This window comes from Enterobacter sp. SA187, assembly GCF_001888805.2.
Lineage (GTDB): Bacteria > Pseudomonadota > Gammaproteobacteria > Enterobacterales > Enterobacteriaceae > Enterobacter_D.
This window is the reverse complement of the sequence record NZ_CP019113.1, coordinates 2,151,048-2,168,431: the sequence shown is the minus strand read 5'-3', so window position 1 is coordinate 2,168,431 and position 17,384 is coordinate 2,151,048. Positions and strand designations below refer to the sequence as shown.

18 protein-coding genes and 1 pseudogene are annotated in these 17,384 nt (G+C 57.1%); 7 read left to right on the top strand and 12 right to left on the bottom strand.

The features are described 5' to 3' along the window. Positions 1–34: 34 nt before the first annotated feature. From sbcD to araJ, 3 genes are all read left to right on the top strand, one after another. Entirely contained in the window at positions 35–1,237 is a 1,203-nt protein-coding gene (sbcD, locus tag BMF08_RS10295; protein ID WP_072567505.1) for an exonuclease subunit SbcD, read from the top strand. Continuing rightward, positions 1,234–4,389 (top strand): exonuclease subunit SbcC, encoded by a 3,156-nt coding sequence (gene sbcC, locus BMF08_RS10290; RefSeq protein WP_072567504.1) that lies wholly within the window; start codon positions 1,234–1,236, stop codon positions 4,387–4,389. Before sbcD ends, sbcC begins: the two co-directional genes overlap by 4 nt. A gap of 63 nt (positions 4,390–4,452) precedes the next feature. Next, a complete protein-coding gene (araJ, locus tag BMF08_RS10285; protein WP_158684911.1) occupies positions 4,453–5,616 on the top strand; it encodes an MFS transporter AraJ in 1,164 nt (387 codons plus the stop codon). Here araJ and mak read toward each other — a convergent pair whose 3' ends face one another. After that, a complete protein-coding gene (mak, locus tag BMF08_RS10280) occupies positions 5,617–6,525 on the bottom strand; it encodes a fructokinase (RefSeq protein WP_072567502.1) in 909 nt (302 codons plus the stop codon). Between the two features lie 126 nt (positions 6,526–6,651). On the opposite strand from mak, the gene rdgC reads away from it, so the two are divergent. Beyond that, a complete protein-coding gene (gene rdgC / locus BMF08_RS10275) occupies positions 6,652–7,563 on the top strand; it encodes a recombination-associated protein RdgC (RefSeq protein ID WP_072569400.1) in 912 nt (303 codons plus the stop codon). A 43-nt stretch (positions 7,564–7,606) separates the two neighbouring features. Here the strand turns inward: rdgC and ppnP are convergent, their stop codons facing one another. The 5 genes from ppnP to BMF08_RS10250 form a co-directional block, all read right to left on the bottom strand. Further along, positions 7,607–7,891 (bottom strand): pyrimidine/purine nucleoside phosphorylase, encoded by a 285-nt coding sequence (gene ppnP, locus BMF08_RS10270; RefSeq protein WP_072567501.1) that lies wholly within the window; start codon positions 7,889–7,891, stop codon positions 7,607–7,609. A gap of 77 nt (positions 7,892–7,968) precedes the next feature. Next, on the bottom strand, positions 7,969–8,646 hold the full coding sequence (locus BMF08_RS10265; protein ID WP_072567500.1) for an AroM family protein: 678 nt from the start codon (positions 8,644–8,646) through the stop codon (positions 7,969–7,971). A 207-nt stretch (positions 8,647–8,853) separates the two neighbouring features. Next, positions 8,854–9,045: a protein YaiA gene (gene yaiA / locus BMF08_RS10260; RefSeq protein ID WP_072567499.1), complete on the bottom strand. Its 192-nt coding sequence runs from the start codon at positions 9,043–9,045 to the stop codon at positions 8,854–8,856. Between the two features lie 67 nt (positions 9,046–9,112). Continuing rightward, positions 9,113–9,637: a shikimate kinase AroL gene (gene aroL / locus BMF08_RS10255; RefSeq protein WP_072567498.1), complete on the bottom strand. Its 525-nt coding sequence runs from the start codon at positions 9,635–9,637 to the stop codon at positions 9,113–9,115. A gap of 207 nt (positions 9,638–9,844) precedes the next feature. Further along, the gene (locus tag BMF08_RS10250) at positions 9,845–10,318 is read right to left on the bottom strand and encodes a YaiI/YqxD family protein (protein ID WP_072567497.1); all 474 of its coding nucleotides are present in this window, start codon (positions 10,316–10,318) and stop codon (positions 9,845–9,847) included. 139 nt (positions 10,319–10,457) lie between these two features. Between BMF08_RS10250 and proC the strand changes: the two genes are divergently transcribed. Next, positions 10,458–11,267 (top strand): pyrroline-5-carboxylate reductase, encoded by an 810-nt coding sequence (proC, locus tag BMF08_RS10245; RefSeq protein WP_072567496.1) that lies wholly within the window; start codon positions 10,458–10,460, stop codon positions 11,265–11,267. Positions 11,268–11,269: 2 nt separating this feature from the next. Here the strand turns inward: proC and adrA are convergent, their stop codons facing one another. From adrA to BMF08_RS10220, 5 genes and pseudogenes are all read right to left on the bottom strand, one after another. Further along, a complete protein-coding gene (gene adrA, locus BMF08_RS10240; protein WP_072567495.1) occupies positions 11,270–12,385 on the bottom strand; it encodes a diguanylate cyclase AdrA in 1,116 nt (371 codons plus the stop codon). Between the two features lie 96 nt (positions 12,386–12,481). Continuing rightward, positions 12,482–12,796, bottom strand: a pseudogene (gene psiF / locus BMF08_RS10235) (phosphate starvation-inducible protein PsiF). 188 nt (positions 12,797–12,984) lie between these two features. Further along, complete coding sequence (iraP, locus tag BMF08_RS10230) at positions 12,985–13,245, bottom strand: anti-adapter protein IraP (protein WP_072567494.1); 261 nt, start codon at positions 13,243–13,245, stop codon at positions 12,985–12,987. A gap of 225 nt (positions 13,246–13,470) precedes the next feature. Continuing rightward, positions 13,471–14,676 carry a multidrug efflux MFS transporter gene (locus tag BMF08_RS10225; protein WP_072567493.1) on the bottom strand — a complete coding sequence of 402 codons (1,206 nt, stop codon included), beginning with the start codon at positions 14,674–14,676 and terminating at the stop codon, positions 13,471–13,473. A gap of 31 nt (positions 14,677–14,707) precedes the next feature. Continuing rightward, positions 14,708–15,391, bottom strand: coding sequence for an extensin-like domain-containing protein (locus BMF08_RS10220; protein ID WP_072567492.1), 684 nt, complete (start codon positions 15,389–15,391; stop codon positions 14,708–14,710). A 106-nt stretch (positions 15,392–15,497) separates the two neighbouring features. On the opposite strand from BMF08_RS10220, the gene ddlA reads away from it, so the two are divergent. After that, positions 15,498–16,595 carry a D-alanine--D-alanine ligase gene (ddlA, locus tag BMF08_RS10215; protein ID WP_072567491.1) on the top strand — a complete coding sequence of 366 codons (1,098 nt, stop codon included), beginning with the start codon at positions 15,498–15,500 and terminating at the stop codon, positions 16,593–16,595. On the opposite strand, the gene BMF08_RS10210 is transcribed toward ddlA, so the two are convergent. Beyond that, positions 16,592–16,816, bottom strand: coding sequence for a DUF2754 domain-containing protein (locus BMF08_RS10210; protein ID WP_072567490.1), 225 nt, complete (start codon positions 16,814–16,816; stop codon positions 16,592–16,594). The genes ddlA and BMF08_RS10210 overlap by 4 nt on opposite strands. A 255-nt stretch (positions 16,817–17,071) precedes the next feature. Here BMF08_RS10210 and BMF08_RS10205 point away from each other — a divergent pair, with 255 nt between their 5' ends. After that, positions 17,072–17,380, top strand: coding sequence for a DUF2755 family protein (locus tag BMF08_RS10205; protein WP_072567489.1), 309 nt, complete (start codon positions 17,072–17,074; stop codon positions 17,378–17,380). Positions 17,381–17,384: the final 4 nt, after the last annotated feature.

Here is a 17,384-nt window from a genome sequence, read left to right as displayed (position 1 = left end):
AATCGGCTTCACGCTTTTTTGCCATGGGATCGTTATGCGTCTTCTTCATACCTCTGACTGGCACCTGGGTCAAAACTTTTACAGCAAAAGCCGGGCCGCTGAACATGCCGCCTTTCTTGACTGGCTGCTGAAAACCGCGGAAGAACAGCAGGTGGATGTGATTATTGTCGCAGGCGACATTTTTGATACCGGCTCGCCGCCGAGCTATGCCCGCGAACTCTATAACCGCTTTGTGGTGAATCTACAGCAAACCGGCTGTCACCTGGTGGTGCTGGCGGGTAACCACGATTCCGTCGCCACGCTCAACGAATCCCGCGAAATTCTCGCCTTTTTAAACACCACCGTGGTCGCCACCGCGGGCAGCGCGCCCTTTATGCTCAAACGCCGTGACGGCACGCCGGGCGCGGTGTTCTGCCCGGTGCCGTTTTTACGCCCGCGCGACATCGTGCTAAGCCAGGCCGGGTTATCCGGCAGTCAGAAACAACAGCTTTTGCTGACCAGCATCACAGCGTATTACCAGCAGCAGTATGAAGACGCCTGCGCCCTGCGCGGGGAGCAGAGGCTGCCGGTTATTGCCAGCGGCCATCTGACCACCGTCGGAGCCAGCAAAAGTGACGCGGTGCGTGACATTTATATCGGCACGCTGGACGCCTTTCCGGCGCAGAACTTCCCGCCGGTGGATTATCTTGCTCTCGGCCATATTCATCGCCCGCAGCTGGTGGGCGGTCAGGAACATATCCGTTATTGCGGCTCCCCCATCGCGTTAAGTTTTGATGAAACCGGCAGGCCCAAAAGCGTCAATCTGGTGACTTTCAGCGACGGCAGGCTGACGGAGGTGACGCCGCTGACGGTGCCGGTTACCCAGCAACTGGCGGTGATCAAAGGCGATCTGGCGGCTATCGGCGAACAGCTTGAGCAATGGCGCGACCAGCCGGTCAGCCCGCCGGTGTGGCTGGATATTGAAATCACCACCGACGAATACCTGGCCGACGCGCAACGGAAAATCCAGGCGCTTACCGGGGATCTGCCGGTGGAAGTGTTGCTGGTGCGCCGCAGCCGGGAGCAGCGCGAACGTCTGCTGGCGGGCGAACTGCGCGAAACCCTGAGCGAACTGAAGGTGGAAGAAGTCTTTGAGCGGCGGCTGGCGCTGGAAAGCCTCGACGAGGCGCAAAACGCGCGTTTACAGACGCTGTTCGCGCAAACCGTTGACGCCCTGACGGAGGAAGACGACGCATGAAGATCCTCAGTCTGCGCCTGAAAAATATCAACTCCCTGAAAGGGGAATGGAAAATCGATTTCACCGCCGAGCCGTTCGCCAGTAATGGGCTGTTTGCCATCACCGGGCCGACGGGGGCGGGCAAAACCACCCTGCTCGACGCCATCTGTCTGGCGCTGTATCACGAAACGCCGCGTCTGAGCAGCGTCTCCCAGTCGCAAAACGATCTGATGACCCGCGATACCGCTGAATGTCTGGCGGAAGTGGAGTTTGAGGTCAAAGGCGTGGCTTACCGCGCTTTTTGGAGCCAGAACCGCGCCCGCAATCAGCCGGATGGCAATTTGCAGGCCCCGCGCGTGGAGCTGGCGCTGTGCGCCGATGGCAAAATCCTTGCCGATAAAGTGAAAGACAAGCTGGATCTGACTGCCACCCTGACCGGGCTGGACTATGGTCGTTTCACCCGCTCGATGCTGCTCTCCCAGGGTCAGTTTGCGGCCTTCCTGAATGCCAAACCCCGAGAGCGCGCTGAACTGCTGGAAGAGCTGACCGGTACCGAGATCTACGGTCAGATCTCCGCGATGGTCTTCGAAAAGCATAAAACCGCGCGACTGGAGCTGGAAAAACTCCAGGCCCAGGCCGACGGCGTGCAGCTGTTAAGCGACGAACAGGCACAGACGCTCAGCGCAGGTTTGCAGGCACTTACTGACGAAGAAAAACAGCTGCTCGCCGGGCAGCAGCAGGCGCAGGGACATCATCAGTGGCTGAGTGAAAGCCACCGGCTGAGCGGCGAACGCCAGCGGGCGCAGGAGGCGCTGACCGCCGCGCATGCGGCATTACAGGCCGCCGCCCCGGAACTGGAAAAGCTGACCCGCGCCCTGCCTGCGGAAAAATTACGTCCCCACTGGCAGCAGTTACAGGAACGCCAGCAGGCGTTGCGCCACGCGCAGGGCCAGCACGAAAATGTGAATACTCGCTTACAACAGGTGCGCACCGGGCTGCAACAGACCTGGCAACTGGCGAATATCACCGCTACCACCCTGAAAAACGATGTGGCGCAGGTGCAGCAGTGGCTCAGCGAAAACGATCGTTTTCGCTTATGGAGCGCGGAACTGGCGGGCTGGCGTCTGACCTTTGCCCAGCAGCAGCGGGATGAAAAACAGCGGGCGGAGCTGCAAAATACACTCCGTACAACAGAACAGGCGCTCGCCGCCCTGCCGCCTTCCCCGCTGAATCTGAATCTGGAAGAAGTAAGCGCTCATTTACAACAGCACTTAGCGGGCCGCAGCGGGCGTCAACAGCTGGCGATGCTGCACCCGCAGTTTGCTGCGCTGGCAAAACGTCAGGCGCAACAGCAGCAGGAACTGGCGGAGATGGACACGCAGATCGCGGCCTGGGATCTGCGGCTTGGGGCTATTCGTCAGCAATATAAAGACAAGCGCCAGCATGAAAGCGATGTGGAAAAGCTGGTGGAGCAGGAAAAGCTGATCCTGCGCCTCGAAGCGGAACGCGCGAACCTGCAACCGGATACGCCCTGCCCGCTGTGCGGATCCACGTCGCATCCTGCCGTGGCGGCCTATCAGGCATTGCAGCCGGGCGAAAATCAGCAGCGGCTGGCGGCGCTGAAAAAAGAGGTGGAAAGCCTGCGCGAACAGGGTTTTGCCCTGAAAGGCCAGCTGGATACCCAGCGTCAGCACCGGGACAAACTCGCCGCGGCTCTTACCGCGATTCAGGAGGAAAGCGCCACGCTTCACGCCCGCTGGCAGCAGCAGTGCGCGGCGCTGAACATCGCGCTGACGCCGCAGGACGACGTGAGCGGCTGGCTGGCGGAGCAGGATCAGCATGAGCAGCAGCTGCGCCAGCTGAATGAACGCTTAACCCTGGAAGCAAGGCTGCATAAAGAGCAGCAGCGGGATGCGCAGCTGGCGGCGGAGATCGCCCGGCAGCGCGATGCGCTGGACACCGCGCTGGCACAGCTGGGCCTGACGCGCCCGGCGGTGAGCGACGAAGCGGCCTGGCTGGCGGCGCGGCAGGAAGAGTCGCAGCGCTGGCAGCAGCAGCATGACAAACTGCCACAGCTGCGGGAACAACTGAGCCGCCTCGACAGCCTGCTGGCAACGCTCGCCGATGACGGCACCACGCCGCCGCCCCTGCCGGAGCAGCAACACGCCGCCGCGCTGGGCAACTGGCAGACGCTTTACAGCGAGGCCAGTACGCTGGAAGGCCAGCTGCGCCTGTTGCAGGAGCAGATACGCCAGCTCGACAGACAGCAGGAACAGGCGCGCTCACAGTTCAGCGCGGCGCTGGCCGCCAGTCCTTTTGCGGACGAGGCCGCTTTCCTGGGCGCGCTGCTGGACGATGCGCAGCGGCAGGCGCTGGAGCAGCGTCAGCAGCAGCTTGAGCGGGCGCATCAGCAGCAAAGCACGCTCTATAGCCAGGCCGAAAGCGCGCTGGCGCAGCATCTGGCGTCCCGTCCACCGACGCTGGCGGACGACGCCGAAATCGACGCGCTGGTCGCGCAGCTTTCAGCAGTGGCACAGCAGCTGCGGGAAAACACCACCCGCCAGGGCGAGATCCGCCAGCAGCTGAAACAGGACGCCGAAAACCGCCAGCGGCAGTTAGCGCTGATGCAGAGCATCCAGCAAAATGCGGAATATGTGGAAGACTGGGCGTATCTCAATGCGCTGATCGGCTCGAAAGAAGGCGATAAATTCCGTAAATTCGCCCAGGGGCTGACGCTCGATAATCTGGTGTGGCTGGCGAATAATCAGCTCACCCGCCTGCACGGGCGATACCTGCTCAAGCGCAAGGCCAGCGAAGCGCTGGAGCTGGAAGTGGTGGATACCTGGCAGGCGGACGCGGTGCGCGATACCCGTACCCTGTCCGGCGGAGAGAGTTTCCTCGTCAGCCTGGCACTGGCGCTGGCGCTGTCGGACCTGGTTAGCCATAAAACGCGTATTGATTCGCTGTTCCTTGATGAAGGGTTCGGCACGCTGGACAGCGAAACGCTGGACACCGCGCTGGATGCGCTAGACGCCCTTAACGCCACCGGCAAAACCATCGGCGTGATAAGCCACGTCGAGGCGATGAAAGAGCGCATCCCGGTGCAGATCAAAGTACGTAAAATTAACGGGCTGGGTTACAGCAAGCTGGATAAAGCCTGGGCCGTAGAATAAGGCGTTTCCCCTCGTCCAGCCGGGCGGGGGTTTTTCTTAAGGATGATTGCCGTGTCGGGTAGTATCAAAAAAGTGATTGTTTCGCTGGCGCTCGGGACGTTCGGGCTGGGAATGGCAGAGTTCGGCATTATGGGCGTGCTGACGGAGCTGGCGAAGGATGTGCAGATCAGCATTCCCGCCGCGGGCCATATGATCTCCTGGTATGCGCTGGGGGTGGTGCTGGGCGCGCCGATCATCGCCCTGTTCTCTAACCGCTTTTCGCTGAAACATATCATGGTGTTTCTGGCGCTGCTGTGTCTGGCGGGCAACGTGATTTTCACCCTCTCCTCGTCCTATGTAATGCTGGCGATTGGCAGACTGGTGTCCGGTTTTCCCCACGGCGCGTTTTTTGGCGTCGGGGCGATCATTCTCACCAAAGTCGCGCAGCCCGGACGCGTCACCGCCGCCGTCGCAGGGATGATCTCCGGCATGACCATTGCCAATCTGATCGGCGTGCCGATTGGCACCTGGCTGAGCCATGAATTCAGCTGGCGCTATACCTTCTGGCTGATTGCGGCCTTTAACATTGCGGTGATGGTGTCGATCCTGATGTGGATCCCGGATATCGCTGACGAGGCCAAAACCACCCTCTCCGCGCAGTTCCGCTTCCTCAAATCCCCTGCGCCCTGGCTGATTTTTGCCGCCACCCTGTTCGGCAACGCCGGGGTTTTCGCCTGGTTCAGCTATATCAAACCGCTGATGATCTTCGTCTCCGGCTACGCAGAAACCACCATGCCGGCGATCATGATGCTGGTGGGACTGGGAATGGTGCTGGGTAATATGCTGAGCGGCAAGCTGTCGCGCTGGTTTACGCCGCTGCGCATCGCCATGACGACCGATCTGGTGATTGCCATTGCGCTGGCGCTGATCTTCTTCTTCGCGTGGAACAAAACCGCGTCCCTGAGCCTGGCCTTTATCAGCTGCGCCGGACTTTTTGCCCTGTCTGCGCCGCTGCAAATCCTGCTGCTGCAAAACGCCAGAGGCGGTGAAATGCTGGGAGCGGCGGGTGGACAAATGGCCTTTAATCTGGGCAGCGCGGTAGGGGCGTTTTGCGGCGGGATGATGCTGACCGCCGGGCTGACGTATGAATATGTGGCCTTACCGGCAGCCTTGCTGTCGTTATCGGCCATGATCTCACTGGTGTTGTACAGCCGCCTGAAAGGTCATGGGGCGGCTGCCGTGCAATGATTAATTTTGCGGCCACAGCCAGGCCGCGCCGCGCACGCCGCTGGAATCGCCGTGTACCGCTTTGCGGATCGGCGTTTCGCATTCACCGCCGAATACCCAGTTTTTCACCAGCGTTGGCACGGTTTTGTACAGACGATCGACGTTGCTCATGCCGCCGCCCAGCACGATCACGTCCGGATCCAGAATGTTTATCACATGGGCCAGTGATTTCGCCAGCCGCAGTTCGTAGCGGCTCAGCGCCAGTTCAGCGATCGGATCCTGCTCGCCCACCAGCCGGATAATCTCATTGCCTTTCAGCGACTGCCCGCTTAAGCGGTGGTAATCGGTGGCAAAACCGGTGCCGGAAATAAAGGTCTCGATACAGCCCTGTTTACCGCAGTAGCACGGCACTTCATCGCGATAGCGCAGTTCGTCCTCGTCCATCCACGGCAGCGGGTTGTGGCCCCACTCGCCTGCGGTGCCGTTGCCGCCAATATGCGCATGGCCATTTAGGGCGATGCCGGAACCGCAGCCGGTGCCGATGATCACCGCGAAGACGGTTTGCGCCCCCGCCGCTGCGCCATCGACGGCTTCGGATACCGCCAGGCAGTTGGCGTCGTTCGCCAGCCGTACTTCACGGTTAAGCCGCTTGCTGAGATCTTTATCGAAGGGCTGACCGTTAAGCCAGGTGGAATTGGCGTTTTTTACCACCCCGGTATAGGGCGAAATGGAGCCGGGGATCCCCATGCCGACGGTGCCGGTTTGCCCGGTCTCCTTTTCGGCCAGCTCAACCAGCGTGGCAACGGTTTCAATCGTCTGTCCGTAGTCGTTTTTTGGCGTCGGCAGACGGTGGCGGAACAGCTGTTCGCCGCTGTCGCTGAGCGCAATCACTTCTGTTTTCGTACCACCTAAATCAATTCCTATACGCACGGAAATCTCCTTGTTTTTCGCGGAATATCAACAGAGTAGGATCCCTGCCCCGTATTAGCAATGCATCGAAAGTGACAATTCGTTATCATGCCCGCTGCATTTAACGACAAGGCCGTGAAAATTATCATGCTGTGGTTCAAAAATTTGATGGTTTACCGTCTTAGCCGCGATGTTTCATTGCGCGCTGAAGAGATGGAAAAACAGTTAGCCGCGCTAACCTTTACACCTTGCGGTAGCCAGGATATGGCGAAAACCGGTTGGGTGCCGCCGATGGGTTCGCACAGTGATGCACTGACCCATACCAATAATGGCCAGATCATCATTTGCGCCCGCAAAGAAGAAAAGATCCTGCCGTCGCCGGTGATCAAACAGGCGCTGGAAGCCAAAATTGCCAAACTTGAAGCCGATCAGGGCCGCAAGCTGAAGAAGACCGAAAAAGATTCGCTGAAAGATGAAGTGCTGCATTCGCTGCTGCCGCGCGCCTTCAGCCGCTTCAGCCAGACGATGATGTGGATCGATACGGTTAACGGCCTGATCATGGTGGACTGCGCCAGCGCCAAAAAAGCGGAAGATACGCTGGCGCTGCTGCGTAAAAGCCTCGGCTCCCTGCCGGTGGTGCCGCTGACGCTGGAAAATCCAATTGAACTGACGCTGACCGAATGGGTACGCTCCGGCAGCGCGGCGCAGGGATTCCAGTTGCAGGATGAAGCCGAACTGAAAGCGATCCTTGAAGATGGCGGCGTGATCCGCTGTAAAAAGCAGGATCTCGTCTGCGATGAAATCGCCGTGCATATTGAAGCCGGAAAGCTGGTCACTAAGCTTGCGCTCGACTGGCAGCAGCGTATTCAGTTTATGATGTGCGACGATGGCTCGATCAAACGCCTGAAGTTTTCCGATGAGCTGCGCGATCAGAATGAAGACATTGATCGCGAGGATTATGCCCAGCGCTTTGATGCTGACTTTATCCTGATGACCGGGGAACTGGCGGCGTTAATTCAGAATCTGGTGGAAGGATTAGGCGGCGAAGCGCAGCGCTGATCCTGTCGATCTGCCCCCTCGCCTGAGGGGACAGATCGCTGCATTACAGATAGCGGCAAAGATAAGCGCTCGGCTCGGCCACCTGTAAATGGAATTCGCTGTGGCCGGGCACATTGAACACTTCCCCCGCCGCATAGGTTTTCCACTCCGTTTCTCCCGGCAGCAGCACGTTTAACGCGCCGCTGACCACCGTCATTTCTTCCGGCTGGGCGGTTCCGAAGGTGTATTCGCCTTCCGCCATGACGCCGACGCTGGCACGGCCAGTGCTGCTGCTGGTAAAACCAATGGATTTCACTTTACCGGAAAAGTATTCATTACTCTGAAGCATAGACTGGCCCTTATCTGTGTAGTGTATGGAAATCCACTATAGGGGCCAGGCTTTATGGCTGTCACGTAAAATCGCTGTTACATCAGCAGCTCAGAGGCAAGACGGGCGACCAGCACGTTAGAGAGCAGAACGGGAACGTCGAGGGATTTTTGCAGCAGATCGCGGTGCGCCTGGTGAAAACCGAGGCAGTCGAGCATCAGCACGTCAGCGCCCTGATCGATGAGCGTTCTACCTGCGTCCACCAGCTGCGAGCCGATAGTGTCCTGTGGACTGGCAATGGCGTACAGCGGCTCGTTTGAAAGCGCCTGCCATTTTTGCTGCTGTTCGCCAAGCATCTCTGCCATCGGCACCAGCACGCCCACCTGATGACCATCAATAATGGAGGCGACCAGCGGCGGAATAATGCGTTGCGGCTCCAGCAAAATAGCGTTGCGGGATTTCAGCCCTTCGATTTTATCGTTATACATTAGCAGGATGACATCATAGCCCTGCTTATCGAGCAGTTCGATGACGCTTTGCAGATCGCGCTTCACCTTCTGGCGCGAGACTTTTACCACCTCGCCATTGTTCAGCAGTGCGCGGATCTCGTCCTCGCCCGGCGCGGCGGCGTAATCTTCAAGGGCATCTTCAGGATCCATCTTGCCCATCAAACTAACGTGGGTGATCTGATCTTCAGCAATGTGCTCAGTTAAGAGCGGCAGCACAGCATTGAGGGGCACCACACCAATGGTGAGGATGGCCAGAGTCGCACTCATGGTTCTTTCCGCCTTCTTCACTTCAGTTATTCAGGACTGACAATTGCTCACGCCAGAGGGCGGGAGTAAAACCGGCAATGATCGTCGCAGAAAAAAGCGTAGCAGCAGATATGACCGGAGCGTGACTATTTTTGTAAACGCTTACATAAACGTCTGTTATTTCCCGAAAGGTTTATAAAATTTCCCCCGCGGCGCGGGGGAAAGGGATCAGGATTTATCAGGATCTTCGTAGCGGCGCTTGGCATCCAGCGCTTCCTGCTCGGTATTATGCTCGCTGATCAGCGAATCGGGCTTAGGGTGATCGGATCGTAATTGATACCAGGTCACGGTTTCTTCCTGGTTTCCTTTTTCAACGGTCACGATACGCGCTTCTCTTGGGTACGGCGGTCTTGTCGGCATAGCACTTCCTTTTTTATCAGTTTTTATCAGTCGTACCTGGAGTATAGCCAAAGGTAGCGCATCAGGTTTAGCTTGCGCGCGCCAGTAATAATACCGTCTGGATTTCTTCCACGACGCTTTCCGGATCCTGAGCGCCATCAACCACATAGTGCGCCGCCTCGCGATAAAGCGCATCGCGCTCGGCCAGAATATCGCTCACTTCTTCGCTGATGGGTTTACCGGTCAGCGTCGGACGCTGGGTGGCTTTCGGCGTGGCTTCAAGGCGCTGCGCCAGTACGTCCACCGGGGCGCAGAGATAAATCACTATGCCCTGTTCGCGCATAAACTGACGGTTAAATTCGCTGAGGATAATCCCGCCACCGGTGGCGATCACTGTCGATGGCGCGGTGACGCTTTGCAGGGTGGCGGTTTCCCGTGCGCGAAATCCTGACCAGCCCTCTTTTTCAACGATACTGGCGACGGTCATTTGCGCCTGATCCTGTAATACGCGATCGGTATCGACAAACTGGCAGTCGCGGACCCGGGCGAGCTGAACGCCGATGGTGGTTTTTCCGCAACCGCGTGCGCCAGTTAGAAAGATGGGTAACGTCATGACCTGGTGATCCCCCTGGTTCCGCCCATTGCAGAACGAGATATGATGAAACAAAAATGATTATCTGCTGCCAGCAAGTGTAAATAAATAATTACAGAGAAATTTAAAACAGCGGTAACATTGATTTTAGCGAGAAAAATGCACTTTAAAGTGTAAAGATAAAATGGCACGCCCACCTTACTGAATGCGTCGTCCGTTGACAAGCTTTCAGCTGCCCTGATTGCTTTCCCGGCGGCGCTTAACCTCCAGCAGCCATTTATCCAGTTCGGCGGCAAAGTGCTGACGATCGCGCTGAGAGAGCGAATCCGGCCCGCCGGTCTGTACGCCGCTGGCGCGCAGGGTATCCATAAAATCACGCATCGTCAGGCGTTCACGAATGGTGGCTTCGGTATAGCGTTCGCCGCGCGGGTTCAGCGCTGCACCGCCTTTAGCGATCACTTCCGCCGCCAGCGGAATGTCAGCGGTGATCACCAGATCGCCGGGATTGCACAGCCGCACGATTTCGTTATCTGCCACGTCGAAGCCCGCCTCCACCCGCAGGGTACGGATAAAGCGTGACGGCGGCACGCGCAGCGACTGATTCGCCACCAGCGTCAGCGGGGTTTGCGTGCGCTCAGCGGCGCGAAATAATACTTCTTTGATTACGTTCGGACACGCATCGGCATCCACCCAAATCACCATATTGACTCCTGATAAACGATTACGCCTTATTCTCGCCTGAATCGTCTCTGCCCGCAAAGACTACAAGGAAGCTTTAGCCCTGTGCGCGGATCCACGTTAAGCTATAAACCCAATCAATAAAAAACCAGGGAGTGACGTGATGGACAAAAAAATTGGTTTTATCGGCTGCGGCAACATGGGTAAAGCGATCCTCGGCGGTTTGATCGCCAGCGGCCAGGTACTGCCGGGCCAGATTTGGGTGTACACCCCCTCCCCTGATAAAGTCGCTGCGCTGCACGATCAATACGGCATCAATGCCGCCGCCAGCGCGCAGGAAGTGGCGCAGGTCGCCGATATTGTGTTTGGCGCGGTGAAACCTAACGTCATGATCAAAGTGCTGAGTGAAATCACTTCCAGCCTTAATAAAGATACGCTGATTGTCTCTATCGCCGCAGGCGTGACGCTGGATCAGCTGGCGCGTGCCCTCGGCCACGATCGCAAAATCGTGCGTACCATGCCTAACACCCCTGCGCTGGTGAATGCCGGCATGACCTCGATCACCCCTAACGCGCTGGTGACGCCGGAAGATATTGCGGATGTGGTGAATATTTTCCGCTGCTTCGGTGAAGCGGAAGTGATCGCCGAACCGATGATCCATCCGGTCGTCGGCGTCAGCGGCTCCGCCCCGGCCTATGTGTTTATGTTTATCGAAGCCATGGCCGATGCAGCGGTGCTCGGCGGTATGCCGCGCGCCCAGGCCTATAAGTTTGCGGCGCAGGCGGTGATGGGCTCGGCAAAAATGGTGCTGGAAACCGGTAAACATCCGGGTGAACTGAAAGACATGGTGTGCTCACCTGGCGGCACCACTATCGAGGCGGTCAGGGTGCTGGAAGATCGCGGTTTCCGCTCGGCGGTGATCGAAGCGATGAACAAATGCATGGAAAAATCAGAGAAGCTCAGCAAAGCCTGAGTTCAGGCGGCGATTTCGGTACGGTTGCGTCCGGCGTTTTTGGCTTTGTACAGCGCCATATCAGCGGCCTTTAGCCATTCGCGGTAGTGCAGCATATCGGCGGTTAAGGGCGCAACGCCCACGCTGATGTGCAGGGTGACGTGCGGAGCGGAGGTCAGGCGGAAGGTCGCAAGCCTGGCATGGACGCGACTCATGGCGGCAGCGGCGCTTTCCGGGCTGGTGCCGTTCATGATCACCGCGAATTCATCGCCGCCAAAGCGCCCAATCACATCGCCGCCGCGCAGACTCATTTGCAGATGGTGCGTCAGAGCAATGATGGCTTCATCGCCAATGTCATGGCCGCAGGTGTCATTGATGATTTTGAAATGGTCGAGGTCGATAAGCAGTACCGTGGAAGCCAACTGGTGGCGGCGACAATTATCGTATTCGTTACGCAGCAGGATCTCCCAGTAGCGGCGGTTGTAAACGCCGGTCATGCCATCGCGGGTGCTCATCACCTTCAGACGACGTTTCTGCGCGGCGAGCCGGTTCGCCGTTTTGTAACTCCCCCACGCGAACAGCATCGGATAGATCACCAGAAAGGGGATCGACAACCACCCTTCCAGCGGCGTACTGGTCAGCACCACGGCAATACCGGTGATTTGCAGCGTGACCAGACAGGTTACCAGCAGCAGAACTAACCCCATGCCGCATAATTTCGGTCCACCTGCGCCCATTAAATTCACGCCGATCATCATCACCAGCGCCGCAGTAGGCATGACGTTCACGCCAATAATGGCGATCCACATACCGGCAAGAATGGCATCCGTCTTCAGGTTGGCCAGTTCCGCACGCTTCGGCTCGCTGGCACGCACTGCCCTTTGCCAGGCAAAATGCGGCCAGATAAACGCCCAGCACAGCAACGCCATCCACCAGCCCCCGGGGAGGGACTGCGTCACCATAACGCCTGCCAGCGGGAAATAGAGGCCACCCACACCCGCCACGCGCGGCATCCTGGCGCGGCGGACAAACTGCTGCCCGGCCCGGTAAAGTTCGTCCTGACTGTGCAAGCTGTCGCCGTCAGGACGCGACGGCGCAGAAGTATAAAAATTGTTATCATTCATAATTTTTGGGAACATTCTGAAACATTTCCAAAAATTATAGGCAGGTGACCCGACGGGTAAGTATGAAATTTCGGGTGAGCCGCCGCGCAGCGTCACCCGTTTGTATCAGCGTTATTTTTTAAGGCAGGCGCTCATAAACTTACTGCGATCCTCGCCTTTCAGCGATTGCTGGGTCGCCTGAGAATTACATTCGCGCATTTTTTGCTGCTGGGGGGAAAGACTTTTCTGGCCCGGCTCTACTTTAGTATTTTTCAGGCAATCGCTCATATAACTTTTGCGGGCGTCGCCTTTCAACGTCTACGCGGTGGCCTGTTGATTACAAATGGTCATACGTTGCTGTTGCGGCGTCAGATCTTTTTCAGCCGCGCTGACTGCCATCATAAAAAGCATGCCAAACAGCAGGGTTACCAGGAATGTTATTTTCATATCACCATCCTCAGAACAAGTTTCTCTTTAAGCATGGCGCGTTACGAAAAAAAAACCACCCTCCGTTCATTTGCGCAATCAGGCGGCAAATGAACGGAGGGGGGTTGTAGACTATTTTCTGCCAGCAAAGACAGGCAGGGCAATAAAAGAAATAAAAAGCGCGATCGCTGGCATTCCCATTCAGTAATTTAACTGCGGGGATGCCTGAGAAGCTTTTTTACGTATTGCTGCAACAGTTCAGAATCCTTTTCCGAGACCTCGGCATCCGGGCGGGCCGCTTCCAGCGCGCCTTCGATACTCTGGATCAGCGCATTCTGTTCCGGCGCGGCCATGTGGCGCAGCAGTGCCGTCACCACAATTTCCAGCGCCTCGACCTGCGCGACCAGCTCCTTAGACTCTTCCTCCTTTTCAGCAAGCTTAACCAACAACTCTGCGATGAGGTTTTTCATAGCGCTATTTCCTTATGTGATTTTCGCTGACGTTAGCACCAGATCTGATAATTGCAAAGTAGCTTCAGGTATTATTTTTTTCAAATGATTAATGCTTTTTTATGACCGCGAATTATTTTGGCTTTGCCGGGCTGTAAATACAGCAATGCTGGCCAAAGTGTGCAGGCAAAACAACAGACTGACGGAGCATTAAGCTCCGTTAAATAATAGTTTAAGTCTGCTTACTTATTTTTTATCAATGCGAAGGCGGGTGCGCCTGAGTTCTGCCGCCAGTTGCCAGACGTTAAGCAAAACCACTACGGCTGTAGCGGCGAACACCCAGCGGAATCCGGCCATCGCGGAGACGGTCGCGCCCATCAGCGGACCGGCGACGTTGCCCAGATACATAAACGACTGGTTGTAGCCGAAAATGCGTCCGGTGACCTGATCGCTGGAGTATTTTAGCAGCAACGTCTGCACTGCCGGCAGCATGGCGCCATCCACAAAGCCAAGCAGAAAACGCAGGATGCCTAATTGCAGCGGTGAGGTGACAAAAGACATAGCGAAGAACAGCCCGACGGCGCAGATGAGCGTCGCCATCAGAATGCGGGCGGTACCGATGCGATCGCCAAGCTTACCGAGCCGGGGCGCGGAGATCAGCGCCGATACGCCCGGAATGGCGGCGATCATACCGCTAAGAAAGGCAATATTAGTGCTGTCCGGCGACAGCGACTGAATAAACAGCGCCAGCACCGGCCCCACGGATCCATTACACAACTGGATGACCATGGTCGTGACGAACAGGCTGATCACCAGCCGCGGATAAGGCAGCGAGGCAAATACCGCTTTGCCGGACAAACGCTGCGCTTTGCTGATTTTCGGCCGTACGCCTTCTTTGATCAGGAACAGCGTGACCAGAAAACTGACCACCAGCAGGATAGCGGTAATGAAAAATACCGCCCGCAGACCAACATGATCCGCCAGAAAGCCGCCCATCAACGGGCCGCCGATCACGCCGCTGATTTGCGCCGTGGACAGGGTGCTGAGCGCCCAGCCGCTGCGCTCGCGGGGCACCTGCGAGGCGACCAGCGCCATCGCGTTGGGAATGTAGCCGGAGGTCAGCCCCATGATGCCGCGCAGCAACAGGAGCTGCCAGACGTTAGTGGCAAAGGCCTGCAACAGAATGGCGATGGCCATGCCCAGCGAGGCGCGCAGCAGCATCAGCTTGCGGCCCTTGCGATCCGCGAGGCTGCCCCACATCGGCGAAACAATGGCCGACACCAGAAAGGTAATGCTGAAGGTCAGCCCCGACCACATTGACAGCGCTTCATGTGAAGTGACGCCGAGCTGCGCCACATATAGCGGCAGAAAAGGCAGGATCTGACTGATCGCCAGGCCGGTGAAAAAACAGCCGAACCAGACGGAGATAAGATTTACTTTCCAGGCTTCCATAACAGGTTGTCTTTCTTGTGTAGATCACCCATTAGCGGCACAGGCCGTAGCCGCGCATGCCAAGGTGAAAATGATTTGCGTGGGCCGCATTGTACTCCGGGCCCAGCCCGTTGCCGTAATAGTCGCAGCTGGCACTGAGCATCGCCTGAAGCCAGGGCTGGGTTTTATCCACTTTCCAGCCACGCAGTACGCTGACTTGCTGACCGGAGGCGAGACGAAACCCGCTGATATCCAGCGCATCCGCCGTGGCGTGTTCGCTCAGGCGCGCGTTCTCGCGGTGATAAATATTACGGCAGGCATAGCTGCCGAAATGGTCGATGCGCACCAGCGCGCTACCCATAAACTGCTGCGTCAAAGGACGCGCCTGTTGATCGACAAACAGCGCCGAGCTTAACGCAAGCGGACATGAGGCCAGAAAACTGCTGCTGAGCTTTACCGGGCCAAAATCGCGCACCCGCACCGCGTTGGTGAGCGGACAGCTGCCGGTGGTTTTGGCGACCGACCGCGTGGTGATCAGCCCCTGCTGATTGGCCTCTGCCAGCAAGGCGGCGCACTGCTCAGGCGGCAAGCGTCGCAGCTTAAACTGGGTAATGACGCCGGGCGGATCGCTTAAGCGCAGCGGCGTAAAGGGGTTATACCAGGAGGGCAGATGGCGATACGCCATCACGCCCGCCCCCAAAAGAACCGCGACAACAATCAGGCTTTTTCCTTTCACGCGTTCTCCTTTCAGGCTGAAGAAACATTATATCAGAAGGCCGGGAATCCGCCGTTTTGACGTGGTAAGGTAGAGACTTTCATGACGTTAATGAGTGGATGTGGTGATGAAGAAGTTGCGGGTAGGCGTGGTGTTTGGCGGTAAATCGGCGGAGCATGAAGTCTCATTGCAGTCGGCGAAAAACATCGTGGAAGCGATGGACAAAAACCGCTTCGAGGTGGTGTTACTGGGTATTGATAAGCAGGGACAGTGGCACGTTAATGATGCAGAAAATTACCTGCTGAATGCCCATGATCCGGCGCGCATTGCGCTCAATCCTTCCGCAACCCGCCTGGCGCAGATCCCAGGCCAGGCGGAACAGCCGCTGATTAACGCCGACAATGGCGAGCCGCTGCCGCACATTGACGTGATTTTCCCGATTGTGCACGGCACGCTGGGGGAAGACGGTTCTTTGCAGGGTATGCTGCGCATGGCTAACCTGCCGTTTGTCGGCTCAGACGTGCTCGGATCCGCCGCCTGTATGGATAAAGACGTCACCAAGCGCTTGCTGCGCGATGCCGGACTGAATATCGCCCCCTTTATCACCCTGACGCGGGCAAACCGCCAGCGCTATTCTTTCGCTGAGATGACCTCGACGCTCGGCCTGCCGCTGTTTGTTAAACCGGCAAACCAGGGGTCGTCCGTTGGCGTCAGTAAAGTGACCACTGAAGCGCAGTATGAGGCGGCGGTGCGTCTGGCCTTCGAATTCGATCATAAAGTCGTGGTGGAAAAAGGCATTGTCGGTCGCGAAATCGAATGCGCCGTGCTGGGTAACGACGAGCCTGAAGCCAGCACCTGCGGCGAAATCGTGCTTAACAGTGAGTTTTACGCTTACGATACCAAGTACATTGATGATAACGGCGCGCGGGTGGTGGTCCCGGCGGATATCGATCCGGCGGTCAATGACGCGATCCGTAATATTGCGGTACAGGCATATCAGACGCTGGGCTGCGCCGGGATGGCGCGCGTGGACGTGTTTCTCACGGCTGATAATGACGTAATTATTAATGAAATCAACACGCTGCCAGGATTCACCAATATCAGTATGTATCCCAAGCTGTGGCAGGCAAGCGGTATCGGTTATACGGAGCTGATTAGCCGTCTGATCGATCTGGCGTTAGCGCGCCATCAGGCCGACAGCGCGCTGAAAAGCACCATGAATTAATCCGGCGTTTTCGCCGCCGTCTCGTCTTCTGCGGGGCGGCGGCGAATAATCAGCCCCGCCAGCCAGAAGCTGATCACCCAGGTCACCAGCCCGACGGCATACGTCTGCCAGCCCTGCGCCTCAAATCCCAGTAGTCCCACCACGCCGTTAAGAATGAAGATCAAACCAATGGCAAACGCATAATAATGCCAGTCACGGCGAATTTTCTCAGGCAGTTTCATAACAACTCCGCAGGCTAAAAAAATATCCTCGCATATTTGCGCCTGCACGTCTGTGCGGCATGCGGAAAATCTTAAATGTTAATGAATAAATATATATGTTACAAAAATGTGAGTGTCAGCAAAAATTGATTATTCTTCCCCGCGTTACGGTGCAATTTGTCACCAATCTGATATTGACAATCACGATGTCCTGTCAAAATAAACTCAGTATCACCGGCTTTTAGCCGACGTTCATCATGAGTAGCGGAGGTCGATATGGCAGACTTTACTTTGTCGAAACCCTTTTCGGATCGGAAAGGAAAAAAGCGTGACGCCTCCACCCCGGGTAACATTGCGTATGCCGTATTTGTACTGCTCTGCTTCTGGGCCGGTGCGCAACTGTTAAACCTGCTGGTGCATGCGCCTGGCGTGTTTGAACATCTGATGCAGATGCAGGATGTAAACCGGCCGCACGTTGAAATGGGGCTGGGCGTAGGGACCATTTTTGGTCTGGTCCCCTTCCTCATCGGTAGCGCCATTCTTGGCGTCATTGCCCTGCTGCTGCGCTGGCGGCGTTACGACTAAGCCT

Excerpts from the sequence above, each read along its gene's own strand:
- BMF08_RS10250 (WP_072567497.1), bottom strand. The coding sequence starts at position 10,318 with ATGGTGATTTGGGTGGATGCCGATGCGTGTCCGAACGTAATCAAAGAA.
- yaiA (WP_072567499.1), bottom strand. The coding sequence starts at position 9,045 with ATGCCGACAAGACCGCCGTACCCAAGAGAAGCGCGTATCGTGACCGTT.
- adrA (WP_072567495.1), bottom strand. The coding sequence starts at position 12,385 with ATGTTCCCAAAAATTATGAATGATAACAATTTTTATACTTCTGCGCCG.
- sbcD (WP_072567505.1), top strand. The coding sequence starts at position 35 with ATGCGTCTTCTTCATACCTCTGACTGGCACCTGGGTCAAAACTTTTAC.
- rdgC (WP_072569400.1), top strand. The coding sequence starts at position 6,652 with ATGCTGTGGTTCAAAAATTTGATGGTTTACCGTCTTAGCCGCGATGTT.
- BMF08_RS10210 (WP_072567490.1), bottom strand. The coding sequence starts at position 16,816 with ATGAAACTGCCTGAGAAAATTCGCCGTGACTGGCATTATTATGCGTTT.
- BMF08_RS10265 (WP_072567500.1), bottom strand. The coding sequence starts at position 8,646 with ATGAGTGCGACTCTGGCCATCCTCACCATTGGTGTGGTGCCCCTCAAT.
- BMF08_RS10205 (WP_072567489.1), top strand. The coding sequence starts at position 17,072 with ATGGCAGACTTTACTTTGTCGAAACCCTTTTCGGATCGGAAAGGAAAA.
- sbcC (WP_072567504.1), top strand. The coding sequence starts at position 1,234 with ATGAAGATCCTCAGTCTGCGCCTGAAAAATATCAACTCCCTGAAAGGG.
- ppnP (WP_072567501.1), bottom strand. The coding sequence starts at position 7,891 with ATGCTTCAGAGTAATGAATACTTTTCCGGTAAAGTGAAATCCATTGGT.
- proC (WP_072567496.1), top strand. The coding sequence starts at position 10,458 with ATGGACAAAAAAATTGGTTTTATCGGCTGCGGCAACATGGGTAAAGCG.
- aroL (WP_072567498.1), bottom strand. The coding sequence starts at position 9,637 with ATGACGTTACCCATCTTTCTAACTGGCGCACGCGGTTGCGGAAAAACC.
- iraP (WP_072567494.1), bottom strand. The coding sequence starts at position 13,245 with ATGAAAAACCTCATCGCAGAGTTGTTGGTTAAGCTTGCTGAAAAGGAG.
- BMF08_RS10225 (WP_072567493.1), bottom strand. The coding sequence starts at position 14,676 with ATGGAAGCCTGGAAAGTAAATCTTATCTCCGTCTGGTTCGGCTGTTTT.
- ddlA (WP_072567491.1), top strand. The coding sequence starts at position 15,498 with ATGAAGAAGTTGCGGGTAGGCGTGGTGTTTGGCGGTAAATCGGCGGAG.